We start from the raw sequence: 12,213 nt of genomic DNA, 5'->3' as shown, positions 1-12,213 counted from the left end.
GAAAGGAGACGATTCGACGATGGGTGCCCTGAGCCATATCCGCGTGCTGGACCTCACCCGCGTGCTCGCGGGCCCTTGGTGCGCGCAGACCCTTGCCGATTTCGGCGCGGACGTGATCAAGGTCGAGCGCCCCGGCGCCGGCGACGACACGCGCCACTGGGGACCGCCGTACCTGAAGGACGCAGCCGGCGCCGATACCGCCGAGGCCGCTTACTACCTCGCGGCGAACCGCAACAAGCGCTCGGTCACGGTCGACATCGCGACGCCGGAAGGCCAGCAGATCGTGCGCGAGCTCGCCGCGCAAAGCGACGTCGTGCTCGAGAACTACAAGGTCGGGCAGCTCGCGAAATACGGGCTCGACTACGAATCGCTGCGCGCGGTGAAGCCCGATCTCGTCTACTGCTCGGTCACGGGTTTCGGCCAGACGGGCCCGTACGCGCATCGCGCGGGCTACGACTTCATCGTCCAGGGCATCGGCGGCTTCATGAGCATCACCGGCGAGCGCGACAGCGAGCCGGGCGGCGGCCCGCAGAAGGCCGGCGTCGCGATCGCCGATCTCGCGACGGGACTCTATTCGACGATCGCGGTGCTCGCCGCGCTCGCGCACCGCGACCGCACGGGCGAAGGCCAGTACATCGACATGGCGCTGCTCGACGTGCAGGTCGCGCTGCTCGCGAACATGAACACCAACTTCCTCGCGAGCGGCAAGCCGCCGGTGCGCTGGGGCAACGCGCACCCGAACATCGTGCCGTATCAAACATTCCAGACGAGCGACGGCTGGATCATCGTCGCGGTCGGCAACGACGGGCAGTTCCGCAAGTTTGTCGAGGCCGGGGGCCGGGCCGAGCTGGCCGACGACGAACGGTTCGCGACCAACCCGTCGCGCGTGCGCCATCGCGACACGCTGGTGCCGATCCTCGCGGAGATGGTGAAGACACGCGGCAAGGCCGACTGGATCGGCACGCTGGAAGCGGCCGGCGTGCCATGCGGGCCGATCAACGAACTCGACGAAGTGTTCGACAACGAACAGGTGGTCGCGCGCGGAATGCAGGTGTCGCTGCCGCATCCGTGCGGCGCGGACGTGAAGCTCGTGCGCAATCCGATCCGGATGAGCGCGACGCCGCCCGATGCGCGCACGGCCCCGCCGCTGCTCGGCGCGCAGACCGAAGCGGTGCTGCGCGACATGCTCGGCTACGACGCGGCGCGCATTGCGGCGCTCAAGGCGAAGCAGGCGATCTGAGCCCGCCGGGACGTGTGCGTCGCGGCGCCTTCGGCGGCGCGGCGGCGCGGCGGCGTGCGGCCGACGGCCGATAGCCAATGGCCAGTGAATCGATGGCTAACGCGCGAGCGCGTCGAGCCAGCCGCGTGCGTCGGGCCAGTCGCCGAGCCCGCTGTCCGCGTTGAGGTGGCCGCGCGGGCCGAGATCATGGAAGGCGCTGCCCCACGCGTGCGCGCAGCCGCGCGCGAACGCGAGCGAGCCGTACGAATCGTCGCTGCTCGCGGCTACGCAGGTCGGAAACGGCAGCCGTTCGTGCGGCACCGGCCCGAAGCCGTGCGCGTCGGCCGGAAACCCGGGCCCGGCCGGATCGGGCAGCGCGACAAGGAGCGCGCCGCGCACCTTCGCGAGCGCGGCCGGCCGCGCGTAGCGGGTCGCCCACCATGCGGTGGTCAGCGTGCCGAGGCTATGCGCGGCGATCAACACCGGGCCCGGCGCGGCCTCGACCGCGCGATCGAGCGCGAGACACCAGCCGTTGCGGAACGCACGGTCCCAGTCGGGCATCGCGATGCGCACGAAACGCGCGTCGGCGCGCTCCCAGCGGCTTTGCCAGTGGAACGGACCGGAGTTGCCGTAGCCCGGCAGCACGAAAACGGGAGAGTCGCTCATGGAGGATTCGTCGACGAATGAAGTCGTTATGTGATGTCGACGAAGTGTCGCACACCCGTTCCTCCCTGATGTTGCCTGTCGAATCGCGGAAGGGATGTGCGAGGTCGTGACGCGCGGCGAACGCCGTCACGACCGGCCGGCGCGCATGCGCGCCGGCGTCGATCAGCGCACGCCGGCGCCGACCAGGCCGCCTGCCGCCGCGCCGGCAACCGTGCCGACCGGGCCGCCCGTGATCAGGTAGCCCAGCGCGCCGCCCGCGGCCGCGCCGATACCGGCGTTACGTTGCGTATGCGTCATCGCGCATGCGCCGAGTTGCGACAGGACCGCGACGATTACCGCGGTACGAACGAGAAAAGTGGTCTTCTTCATCATTGATTGTTGGCTTCCTCCCGCCAGGCAAAAAGGCCGACCGGCGGCATTGACTCGGTGAAGCCATCATAGGAAAAGCCGAACGCGCCGGGCAAACCGATTTACGTCGTGTTACAGCCGACACATTATCGAGATATTGCGGTACGCAGCGCGAACCGGGCCTTGCGGCGGCGCAACCCGCGCGGGACGGACCCCGCTCAGGTAGAATTACAGGATTAAACCGGCGCGACGCGCCGACACAACCTGACGCCAACCGCATGAGCACCGAACGTAACGACGCCCCCGCGGCTTCCAACTTCATCCGCAACATCATCGACGACGACAACCGCACCGGCAAATGGGGCGGCCGCGTCGAAACGCGCTTCCCGCCCGAGCCGAACGGCTATCTGCACATCGGCCATGCGAAGAGCATCTGCCTGAACTTCAGCGTCGCGCGCGACTACGGCGGCGTGTGCCACCTGCGCTTCGACGACACGAATCCGGAAAAGGAAAGCGTCGAGTACGTCGACTCGATCGTCGACGCGGTGCGCTGGCTCGGCTTCGACTGGCGCAAGGATGCGGTCGATCACCAGTATTTCGCGAGCGACTACTACGACAAGCTGTACGAATTCGCCGAGCTGCTGATCCAGCGCGGCAAGGCGTACGTCGACAGCCAGAGCGCCGACGAAATGCGCGCGAACCGCGGCTCGCTGACCGAAGGCGGCAAGCCGTCGCCGTACCGCGACCGTTCGCCCGAGGACAACCTCGACCTGTTCCGCCGGATGAAGGCCGGCGAGTTCAAGGAAGGCGAGCACGTGCTGCGCGCGAAGATCGACATGGCGTCGCCGAACATGAACATGCGCGACCCGGTGATCTACCGGATCCGCTACGCGCACCACTACCGCACCGGCGACGCATGGTGCGTGTATCCGATGTACGACTACACGCACTGCATCTCGGATGCGCTCGAGGGCATCACGCACTCGCTGTGCACGCTCGAGTTCGAGGATCACCGCCCGCTGTACGACTGGGTGCTGAACGAACTCGCGGATGCCGGCATGTTCACGCGTCCGCTGCCGCAACAGATCGAATTCTCGCGCCTGAACCTCACGTACGCGATCACCAGCAAGCGCAAGCTGCTGCAGCTCGTCACCGAAGGTCACGTCGAAGGCTGGGACGATCCGCGCATGCCGACGATCGTCGGGATCCGCCGCCGCGGCTTCACGCCGGAGAGCATCCACCTGTTCTGCGAGCGGATCGGCGTGACGAAGGTCGATTCGTGGATCGACATGAGCGTGTTCGAAGGCGCGCTGCGCGACGATCTCGACGACAAGGCGCCGCGCTCGGTCGCCGTGCTCGATCCGCTGAAGCTCGTGATCGACAACTATCCGGAAGACCTCGAGGAAGCGTGCACGGCCCCCGTGCATCCGCATCATCCGGAGCGCGGCGTGCGCACGTTCCCGATCTCGCGCGAGCTGTGGATCGAACGCGAGGACTTCGTCGAGAACCCGCCGAAGGGCTATTTCCGCCTGTTCCCGGGCAACAAGGTGCGCCTGCGCTACGGCTACGTGATCGAGTGCACGGGCTTCGACAAGGACGCCAACGGCAACGTGACGGCCGTGCACTGCAACTACTTCCCGGACAGCAAGTCGGGCACGGAAGGCGCGAACACGTACAAGGTCAAGGGCAACATCCACTGGGTCAGCGCGAAGCATGCGCAGCCGGCCGAAGTGCGGATCTACGACCGGCTGTTCAAGGAGCCGCACCCGGACGCGGGCGGCGCGAACTTCCTCGAGGCACTGAACCCCGATTCGAAGAAGATCGCGCAGGCCTACGTCGAACCGGGCGCCGGCGATGTCGCGCCGGAAACGCGCTTGCAGTTCGAGCGTCACGGCTATTTCGTTGCCGACCGCGTCGATTCGAAACCGGGCAAGCCCGTGTTCAACCGGATCGTCGGGCTGCGCGACAGCTGGGGCAAGCCGGCCTGACGGCCTGCGGCGCGCGCGGCGTGCGACGTCGAGCCGACGTCGCGCGACGATGAAAAAAAACCGACCCTCGGGGTCGGTTTTTTATTGCGTGCGCGCCATTCGTGCCATTCGCGCCATTCGTGCCATTCGTGCCATCCGCGACATCGAAGCCGCAGCGCTCACGCGCCCGTCAAGCGCCGATGCAGGTCCGCGAGCGACAGCGTCGTGCGAAACAGCCGCGCGAGGCTGCGGCTCGCATACGTATCGACGTCGCCGGGCGCGGTCCAGCGATACGCGTCCATCTCGGGAATCAGCGAGCCGTCGCGACGGCTCGGGAACAGCGACGTGCACGTGCAGTGCGCGGGATCGATCTCGTCGTTGGCGACCTGCACCGCGAACAGGTGCAGGTCCTTGTCGTGACGGTACGCGAAGCGGCCGAGATCGACGAGGCGCGCCGGCGCGAACTCGATGCCGGTTTCCTCGCGCAACTCCCGCAGCGCCGCGTCGACCGGCGACTCGCCGGGCTCGCCCTGCCCCTTCGGGATGTCCCAGTGCGTGGTATCCGTCGCATGCGCGAGGAATACGCGGCCGGCCCCGTCGAGAATCACGACGCCGCACGATACCGTGCGCGGCGCACTGCTACGCTTCATCGCACCGCGCTCAGCGTTTCTGCAGTTGCCACTTGCCTGCGGCAGTCTTGCAGAAGACCGGCTTGAGCGTCATCGACTGGCCCTTCGCGGTGATTTCGGTCGCGATTTCGCGGCAGGTCTTGCCGTCAGTTTCGGACGTCGACGGCGTGAGCTTCGCATCGATCTGCGTGCCGCGGCCGTTGCTCTGCCACGTCGTGGTCTCGCCGTCCTTGCCTTCGTCGCGCACCTGCGCGACGGCCTTGGTCAGCGACGCGCGGTCGGTCTTGCTGAAGTAGGTCAGCGGCGTGTCGCTCAGGAAGCCCAGGTTGCTTTGTGCGTGGGCGGGCAGCATCGCGGCTGCGCACGCGGCGCCGGCCAGCACGCGCGTGACGACTGAAAGGGATGCACGCATCGACATGTGTTGTTCTCCTTGGATGTTCGATCGAACGGCGTGGCGCGCGGCCGGCGAACCGGGGGCCGGCCATCCGGCACGCGCCACGCCCGTCAGCGAGCGAGCATAGCATGCGTGCCGCAAGGAACGCCTTCTAGCGCGCAGCCGACGCGGCCACCGGTTGATATCCGTCGGTCAGCGTGTTCAGGAACGCGATCACGTCCTTGATCTCGGCCGCGTTCAGCGCGGGCGCGTCGCCGCGCTTGCGGTCGAACGGCGGCTCGCGGTTGATGTTCGGCCAGTAGCGCTTCGGCAAATCGTCGTACACCTGCACCTTGCCGTGCACGACCGGATAGAACTTCTCCGGATGGATGTCGCGCTCGACGTAGAAGCGCATCACGTCCTCGAGCGAGTGGTACACGCCGTTGTGGAAGAACGTCTTGCGCAGCGCGACGTTGCGCAGCGACGGCGTGCGGAACAGTCCGCAGAATTCGTCGCGGCCCTTCAGGTCGGTGCGCTCGGGGCCGCACGCGCCGAGATCGTGGAAGCGCGGATCGCGATTGACCGGCAGCGCGCGGTTGCGCGGCACCGCGATCGCGATCAGGCCGAAATCGCTGAACTGCGGCGGACCGCCTTCGAGCGTGCGCTGGCTCACGTGGCAACTCGCGCAGTTGCCCTTCTTCTCGTCGTTGAACAGCTGCAGCCCGTGCAGCTCCGCAGGCGTGAGCTGCGCGTGGCCGGCGAGATACGCGTCGTACTTGCTCGTGTACGGATCGAACAGCGCCGGCTGCTGCTGGAATGCGTCGAGCGCGCGCAGCACCGCGCCGAAAGTCGCCTGGTCGTCGGCGAGGACCCGGTCGCCGAACGCATGGCGGAACGCATCGGCATAGGGTGCGGCGCGAACGGCCTTCGCAACCCGCGCCGGCGAGCTGCTCATCTCGAATGGCGACGTGAGGGGAATGCGCGCCTGCGCATCGCGCGTGTCGACGCGGCCATCCCAGGTCAGCCCACCGGTCGGACCCGCGTCGATGCTTTCGTCACCCTCGTCCGGTGAATCGTGGAAGTGCTCGCTGAACGGAGGAATGCCGCGCAGGTACTTCAGCGACGGCACCGCGCGAAAGCCCGTGCGGTGCATGTCGTCGCCGCCGAGTTGCACCGACAGCGCGTTCGGCGGCCCGAACGCATGCTCGGCGCTATGGCACGACGCGCACGCGAGCTTGCCGGACCCCGACAGCGACGGATCGAAGAACAACTGCTTGCCGAGTGCCGTCATCTGCTTGACGCCCTCGAATACCTGCGCGCGCGTTTGCGGTTGGCTGGCCGGCGCGACCGCCGGAGCGGCCGGAGCAGCCTGTGCCGCCGGGACGACGGGCACGGCCGGCGCATTCGCTCCGGGCCGCGCATCGCAACCGGCGAGCGCCGCGAATCCCGCAACGAGTGTCAGCGTTGCCGCGGCAGCGATCAGCGATCGCGCGGACGCGACGGGTTTCAGAAGGGTGTGCATCGTCGTTCTTCTTGTAGCGGTGGGCAATCGGCCGGAGCTTATGTCAGTTCCGTGACTGTTACATGACGTTCGACCGACAGTTAATCGAAAGCACCCCTACACCTGCCTGTCAAATCGATTCCAGATAATGCGCGCAGCCGGCCGATGCCTCGAAGATCGTGCGCCGGCCCTGCGCCAACCCGGTTCCCACACGCGACAAACGACGAAAGAGAGAACATCGCATGAAGAAGCACGCCTGGATTCGCTACACGCCGATCGCCCTCGCGGCCGCGCTCAGCCTGACCGCCTGCGGCGGCGACGATGTGACGCAGCAAGGCCTGTCGGCCGTCAAGAACGTCGTCGTCATCTATGCGGAAAACCGCAGCTTCGACAACCTGTACGGCAACTTCCCGGGTGCCAACGGTCTGCAGAACGCGACGGCCGCGAACTCGGTGCAGAAGGATCGCGACGGTTCGACGATGGCGACGCTGCCGAAGATCTGGGGCGGCCTGACCGCCACCGGCATCACGCCGGCCGTCACCGAGGCGATGACGGCGAACCTGCCGAACGCGCCGTTCGCGATCGACGATCCGAACGGCTTCAACCAGTCGATGAGCATCGCGACGCGCGACATCGTGCACCGCTTCTACCAGGACCAGATGCAGATCGACGGCGGCAAGAACGACATGTATGCCGCATGGACCGATGCGGGCGGCCTGACGATGGGCCACTACACGGCGGATCCGTCGAAGCTGCCGCTGTGGAAGATCGCGCAGCAGTACGTGCTGGCCGACAACTTCTTCATGGGCGCGTTCGGCGGCTCGTTCCTGAACCACCAGTACCTGATCTGTGCGTGCGCGCCGTTCTACGCGAACGCCGACAAGAGTCCGGCGGCCGGCAAGATCGCAGTCCTGAACGCCGACGGCAAGTCGCTGAAGGTCGCCACGAACTCGCCGGCCTCCGCACTGAGCGGCCCGCCGAAGTTCGTCAACGACGGCGCGCTGACGCCTGACTTCTATGGCGTCAACACGATGCAGCCGGCGTACCAGCCGAGCGGCAACAAGGCCGCCACGGGCGGCGATCCGCTGCTCGCCGATCCGGCCAATGCGTCGACGATGCCGCCGCAGACGGCGACCAACATCGGCGACCTGATGACCAACGCGGGGGTCTCGTGGGCATGGTATGGCGGCGCATGGGGCCAGGCGCTGCAGGCGAGCCAGAACGGCACGTCGAACGTGATCTACGGCGCCGATCTGTCGACGCCGAACTTCCAGCCGCACCATCAGCCGTTCAACTACTTCGCGAACCAGGCGCCGGGCGCCGCGAGCCGCGCGCAGCACCTGCTCGACGGCGGCGCGAACGGTGCCGAGTTCATCAAGGCGATCGACGCGGGCACGCTGCCGCAGGTTGCGTTCTACAAGCCGCAGGGCAACCTGAACGAACACCCTGGCTACACGGACGTCACCTCCGGCGATCAGCACATCGCCGACGTGATCGCGCACCTGCAGGCAAGCCCGCAGTGGAAGAACATGGTCGTCGTCGTCACGTACGACGAGAACGGCGGCTTCTGGGATCATGCCACGCCGCCGACCGCCGATCGCTGGGGCCCGGGCACCCGCATTCCGGCGCTGATCGTATCGCCGTATGCGAAGAAGGGCTTCGTGGACCACACGCAGTACGACACGGGTTCGATCCTGCGCTTCATCACGCGCCGCTTCTCGCTGCCGCGCCTCGCAGGCCTGCAGCAGCGCGACGACGCGCTGAAGACGAACGGCGCGCAGCCGATGGGCGACCTGACGAACGCGCTCGCGCTGTCGCCGAACCTGTAACGGCATCACCATCACCGCGAACGGGCCGGCCGCGCTGCCGGCCCGGACGAACGAAGGGCGACCCTGCTCACGCGGGGTCGCCCTTTTTCATGCGTCGCGTGCTCGTGCGCGCGCGAGGCCGGCGTCATCGAGCGCGAGCGCCAGCATCATCGCGCCCGCATTCGGCGGCGGCAGCGGCCGCCCGCTCCGGCGGAACCGCGTGTCCGCCGCGCGCTACCACCCATACTTCAGTTCGACGCCGACGTAGTCCGCGTTGTGCCCGCGCGCCTGCCGGATCGCGTCGCCGACCTGGAAATGCACGGCCTCGACCGCGCCGATCAGGTTCGCGGCGATCGTCCAGTCCGCGCGCAGCTGCACGTACATCCCCGTCCACAGGCCGCCCTTGCCCGCGGTGCCAGGCACCGCGACGTTCGCCTGCTGATAGACGGCGTCGCCGGTCGTCTCGCGCCACTGGAAACCGAACGCGCCGAGCAGCGACAGGTTCGGCGACGGCTTCAGCGTCACCGACGGCTTCACGTGGATCAGGTTCGAGTAGCCCGTGAAGCCGGCCAGCGTGAAGTAATAGCCGTTCGGAAACAGCGGATTGAAGGTGCCGACGCGGCCGTCTTGCGGATGCCGGTCGCCCGATGCCGCATCGACCTGCAGCGCGATGCGCGGCGACCACGGCGCGTCGAGCCGGTAGCCGGCGATCGAGCCGACGGCCCATGCGCCGATCGTGTTGTTGCCGACCGTCCCGGTCTGCAGCATCGTCTCGAGATCCCAGTCGAAACGGCCCTGCGTGCCCGAGTAGCGCAGGTCCCACACGTCGCGATGCTCGGGGCCGCTCGCGTCGAGAAAGCGCGCGTTCTTGCGGTTGTACCGCGACCAGTAGCCGGACAGGTCGCCCGGCCCGACCGACTGCCGCTCGAAGCGCACGCCGCTGAACGTGAGATTGCGATTGGACACGTCGTCGAAATCGGATGCGTTGCGGTTCTGTACCGGCTGCGTCGCATAGCCGATGAAGCGCCACTTCCCGTATTCGTAATCGGCCCAGACCGCATCGAACGCCTGACGCACGTTCGGGCCGTCGCGCGCGGCGATGAAGCGCTGCAAGTCGAACGCCATCTCCTGCCGGCCGACGCGGAACTTGAACGTGCCGCCGCCGAGCGCGCCCGTGTAGGTCGCGAACGCCTGCTCGAGATCGAGCGGGTTCCGGTCGACCGGCGACACCGTGTTCTTGCCGAACGCGCGCGCGTCCTGCAATTGCGCGAAGAACTGCCAGTGCTGGCCGAGATGCGCATCGGCATGCACTTCGACGCGCTGGATCAGGTACGTATCCGATTGCGCGGAGCCGATCCCGAACAGCGGCGCGTCGTTGATCTCCAGCCGCTCGCGCAGGTTCACGCCGAGCGAAAGATAGGATGCCGGATCATTGCCGAGCGCAATGTATTTCAGCCCGTCGAGCGGCGCGCGCGGCACGCATGGATTCGCGAGCACCGACCAGTCTTCCTGCCAGCGGTTGAACAGCACCGTCGGCCGCTTGGCCGTGCAGGTCGATGCAGTGGTCGCCGCGGGTGTCGTTGCCGATGTAGAAACCGATGACGCAGCCGAAGCCGGCGCCGGTTCTTGCGCCGGCGTCGAAGTCGATGCCGCCGCCGTCTCCGCGAGCGCCGCGTCGGCGCCCGCGACCAACAGCCCCGCCACGATCGACAGACGGGCTGCTCGCTCGAAGCGGCGGCTGTGATGTGTCCGGTGCCTGCCCGCCTCTCGCCCGATCATGCGCGCTCCTGCGTGGCCGGTGCAGCCGCTTGGGCCGCACCCAGCGCAAGCGTCGCCAGCGCGCAGACAGGCGCGAGCAGCGCCGCAAAGCCGATGCAACGGAACCCGAGCGCACCGCCGGCCGCACCGAGCGCGAACGCGACGATCGCCGGCAGCATCTTGCCGAAGCGTGCGCGCGCCGCCACGCGGGCGCTGTCGGTCGTGCCGGCCGACAGCAGATCGACGACATCGAGAATCGCCTGCGTGACGTTGCCCGTCATCACGGTGTTCGGCACGCCGGCGCGCGCCATCACGCGCGGATGCGCGTTCTGCACGCCCATCGCGAACGTGCCGACGATGCCGGCCACGAGCACCGGCAGGCTGTCGGATTGCGTGACGGGCGTCGCCCACAGGCCGGCCGCGCAGAAGCCGAGCAGCAGCACGGCCTGGACCGTGTGCAGCGCGCGCGTGCCCTGCCAGCCGGGCCGCCCGGACATCGATCGCGCGATCAGGCTCGCCGCGACGACGCCGCACACGAACGCGGGAAACACGCTGAGCTTCAGCACCACGCCCTGGCCGAAGCCCGCGATGCCCGCGCCGATCAGCACGAAGTTGCCCGTCACGTGTGCGGTGAACAGCCCGAACAGCGCGACGAAGCTCAGCGTATCGACGAAGCCGGCCACCGCGGCAAGGATCGTGTCCTCGTGCTTCATCGCGCCGCGCTCGCGTGGATCTCGGCGACGTAGCCGCCCGGGAACTGCACGAGCGCCGCGTCGCGGCCATCGGACGAGAACGGCGGCACGAGCACGGTCACGCCCGCGGCTTCGGCCTTCTTCAGCGTGGCGGCGAGGTCAGGCACTTCGTAGCCCGTCATCTCGCGCCCGAACGGGTACGGCAGACTGCCGTCCGTCACGAGCACGGTCATCTTGCCGAAGCCCGATTCGATGCGGATGCGGCGGTACGTGTCGTTCGGGCGACCGATCTCGACGCCCGGCGCCTTCAGGTTGTCGGACACCACCTTGCCCTTGGAGAACTTGACGAAATCGTGCACGAACTTGCGCACGCTTTGCGGCGACACGTAGACGCGATTCTCGGGGATGGTCTGCAACGCGTCGTAGTGCGGCGCCTGGGTATGCCAGTAGAGCTGCATCTTCACGCCGCCCGTCCACGCGATGATCGCATCGCGGCCGATCGGATCCGGGAACGTGTCGACGATCACGTCGGCACCGTGCTCGCGGGCCAACTTCACAGCGACGTCCATGTCGGTCACGAGATAGCCGGTACGCTCGGCACAGAACGGATACGGGATCGGCGTCTTGAAGCCGAACACCGAGATCGTCCCGACCGGCGTCAGCACGAGCTGCGACATCGTCTGGCTCGGCGTCGGCGTGACCTGGAACACGCCCTGCTTCGACTTGGTGCCGCCGAACGTCGCGACGACGCTGTCGGTGAAGCGGTCGAAGTCGTCGGGTGCCACGCACACGTGCGTCGTGTCGTACTGCGGACCAACGGCCACCGTTGGCGTAGCCGCGGGCGGCACGGGCGGTTTCGCGAACGCGGCGGGCGCGGCGACGAGACCGCAGGCAATCGTCAGCGCCAGCAGCGCGGAACGAAGGGTTTTCATAACGGAAGTCCTTGTTGTTTCATCAGAGGATGGATCGGCTCGGGCAATCCCGGTCATCCGCGGCCATCGTCGGCCGGTTGCCGCGCATCGTCGAGGATGGTCGCGAGCACAAGCGCCGCGATCAGCCCAAGATGCTCGAAAAAACTGTTCAGCGCCATGAAATGTTCGGCGCCCGAGCGGTTCCAGAAATCGTTCGCCACGGCCATCGCGACCAGCGTCAGCATACCGAGGCTGCCCGCGCCGAGCCACGTGAAGCGGCGAAACACCACGCACAGCGAGCCGCCGATCTCCACCGCCACCGCCAGCGCCGCCCACAGCGC

Annotated in this window: 11 protein-coding genes and 1 pseudogene; 3 read left to right on the top strand and 9 right to left on the bottom strand. The window is 67.6% G+C overall.

Annotated features, from left to right (window positions below):
- Positions 1 to 19 precede the first annotated feature (19 nt).
- On the top strand, positions 20 to 1,240 hold the full coding sequence (locus tag ACVK00_RS29925) for a CaiB/BaiF CoA transferase family protein (RefSeq protein ID WP_175668439.1): 1,221 nt from the start codon (positions 20 to 22) through the stop codon (positions 1,238 to 1,240).
- Between the two features lie 96 nt (positions 1,241 to 1,336).
- Here ACVK00_RS29925 and ACVK00_RS29920 read toward each other — a convergent pair whose 3' ends face one another.
- Together ACVK00_RS29920 and ACVK00_RS29915 are read right to left on the bottom strand one after the other, a co-directional pair.
- Positions 1,337 to 1,885: an RBBP9/YdeN family alpha/beta hydrolase gene (locus ACVK00_RS29920; RefSeq protein WP_228907361.1), complete on the bottom strand. Its 549-nt coding sequence runs from the start codon at positions 1,883 to 1,885 to the stop codon at positions 1,337 to 1,339.
- A 162-nt stretch (positions 1,886 to 2,047) separates the two neighbouring features.
- Positions 2,048 to 2,257 carry an ornithine acetyltransferase gene (locus ACVK00_RS29915; protein ID WP_011656605.1) on the bottom strand — a complete coding sequence of 70 codons (210 nt, stop codon included), beginning with the start codon at positions 2,255 to 2,257 and terminating at the stop codon, positions 2,048 to 2,050.
- A gap of 254 nt (positions 2,258 to 2,511) precedes the next feature.
- On the opposite strand from ACVK00_RS29915, the gene ACVK00_RS29910 reads away from it, so the two are divergent.
- Entirely contained in the window at positions 2,512 to 4,221 is a 1,710-nt protein-coding gene (locus ACVK00_RS29910) for a glutamine--tRNA ligase/YqeY domain fusion protein (RefSeq protein WP_284892774.1), read from the top strand.
- Positions 4,222 to 4,379: 158 nt separating this feature from the next.
- Here the strand turns inward: ACVK00_RS29910 and ACVK00_RS29905 are convergent, their stop codons facing one another.
- The 3 genes from ACVK00_RS29905 to ACVK00_RS29895 all read right to left on the bottom strand — a co-directional run bounded on the left by ACVK00_RS29905 (position 4,380) and on the right by ACVK00_RS29895 (position 6,724).
- Positions 4,380 to 4,850, bottom strand: a complete 471-nt coding sequence (locus ACVK00_RS29905) for an NUDIX hydrolase (RefSeq protein ID WP_284892776.1) — start codon at positions 4,848 to 4,850, stop codon at positions 4,380 to 4,382.
- Between the two features lie 10 nt (positions 4,851 to 4,860).
- Complete coding sequence (locus ACVK00_RS29900; protein ID WP_212120517.1) at positions 4,861 to 5,247, bottom strand: hypothetical protein; 387 nt, start codon at positions 5,245 to 5,247, stop codon at positions 4,861 to 4,863.
- A 127-nt stretch (positions 5,248 to 5,374) separates the two neighbouring features.
- On the bottom strand, positions 5,375 to 6,724 hold the full coding sequence (locus ACVK00_RS29895) for a cytochrome-c peroxidase (RefSeq protein ID WP_284892780.1): 1,350 nt from the start codon (positions 6,722 to 6,724) through the stop codon (positions 5,375 to 5,377).
- Positions 6,725 to 6,945: 221 nt separating this feature from the next.
- Between ACVK00_RS29895 and ACVK00_RS29890 the strand changes: the two genes are divergently transcribed.
- Positions 6,946 to 8,532 (top strand): acid phosphatase, encoded by a 1,587-nt coding sequence (locus ACVK00_RS29890; protein ID WP_284892782.1) that lies wholly within the window; start codon positions 6,946 to 6,948, stop codon positions 8,530 to 8,532.
- Positions 8,533 to 8,745: 213 nt separating this feature from the next.
- Here ACVK00_RS29890 and ACVK00_RS29885 read toward each other — a convergent pair whose 3' ends face one another.
- The 4 genes and pseudogenes from ACVK00_RS29885 to ACVK00_RS29870 form a co-directional block, all read right to left on the bottom strand.
- A complete protein-coding gene (locus tag ACVK00_RS29885; RefSeq protein ID WP_284892783.1) occupies positions 8,746 to 10,290 on the bottom strand; it encodes an alginate export family protein in 1,545 nt (514 codons plus the stop codon).
- Positions 10,287 to 10,982 carry a YoaK family protein gene (locus ACVK00_RS29880; protein WP_284892785.1) on the bottom strand — a complete coding sequence of 232 codons (696 nt, stop codon included), beginning with the start codon at positions 10,980 to 10,982 and terminating at the stop codon, positions 10,287 to 10,289. The genes ACVK00_RS29885 and ACVK00_RS29880 overlap by 4 nt, the downstream gene beginning before the upstream one ends.
- Positions 10,979 to 11,893: a VOC family protein gene (locus tag ACVK00_RS29875; RefSeq protein ID WP_228907353.1), complete on the bottom strand. Its 915-nt coding sequence runs from the start codon at positions 11,891 to 11,893 to the stop codon at positions 10,979 to 10,981. The genes ACVK00_RS29880 and ACVK00_RS29875 overlap by 4 nt, the downstream gene beginning before the upstream one ends.
- 53 nt (positions 11,894 to 11,946) lie before the next feature.
- Positions 11,947 to 12,213 (bottom strand): annotated as a pseudogene (locus ACVK00_RS29870) (DoxX family protein); the annotation flags it as partial.

The sequence above is a fragment of the Burkholderia sp. PvR073 genome (assembly GCF_054055695.1).
Note: the sequence above shows the minus strand (reverse complement) of the source record. Positions and strands in the feature narration are given on the sequence as shown.

Coding starts and splice junctions, on each gene's coding strand:
- ACVK00_RS29925 (WP_175668439.1), top strand. CDS start 20: ATGGGTGCCCTGAGCCATATCCGCGTGCTGGACCTCACCCGCGTGCTC.
- ACVK00_RS29920 (WP_228907361.1), bottom strand. CDS start 1,885: ATGAGCGACTCTCCCGTTTTCGTGCTGCCGGGCTACGGCAACTCCGGT.
- ACVK00_RS29915 (WP_011656605.1), bottom strand. CDS start 2,257: ATGATGAAGAAGACCACTTTTCTCGTTCGTACCGCGGTAATCGTCGCG.
- ACVK00_RS29910 (WP_284892774.1), top strand. CDS start 2,512: ATGAGCACCGAACGTAACGACGCCCCCGCGGCTTCCAACTTCATCCGC.
- ACVK00_RS29905 (WP_284892776.1), bottom strand. CDS start 4,850: ATGAAGCGTAGCAGTGCGCCGCGCACGGTATCGTGCGGCGTCGTGATT.
- ACVK00_RS29900 (WP_212120517.1), bottom strand. CDS start 5,247: ATGTCGATGCGTGCATCCCTTTCAGTCGTCACGCGCGTGCTGGCCGGC.
- ACVK00_RS29895 (WP_284892780.1), bottom strand. CDS start 6,724: ATGCACACCCTTCTGAAACCCGTCGCGTCCGCGCGATCGCTGATCGCT.
- ACVK00_RS29890 (WP_284892782.1), top strand. CDS start 6,946: ATGAAGAAGCACGCCTGGATTCGCTACACGCCGATCGCCCTCGCGGCC.
- ACVK00_RS29885 (WP_284892783.1), bottom strand. CDS start 10,290: ATGATCGGGCGAGAGGCGGGCAGGCACCGGACACATCACAGCCGCCGC.
- ACVK00_RS29880 (WP_284892785.1), bottom strand. CDS start 10,982: ATGAAGCACGAGGACACGATCCTTGCCGCGGTGGCCGGCTTCGTCGAT.
- ACVK00_RS29875 (WP_228907353.1), bottom strand. CDS start 11,893: ATGAAAACCCTTCGTTCCGCGCTGCTGGCGCTGACGATTGCCTGCGGT.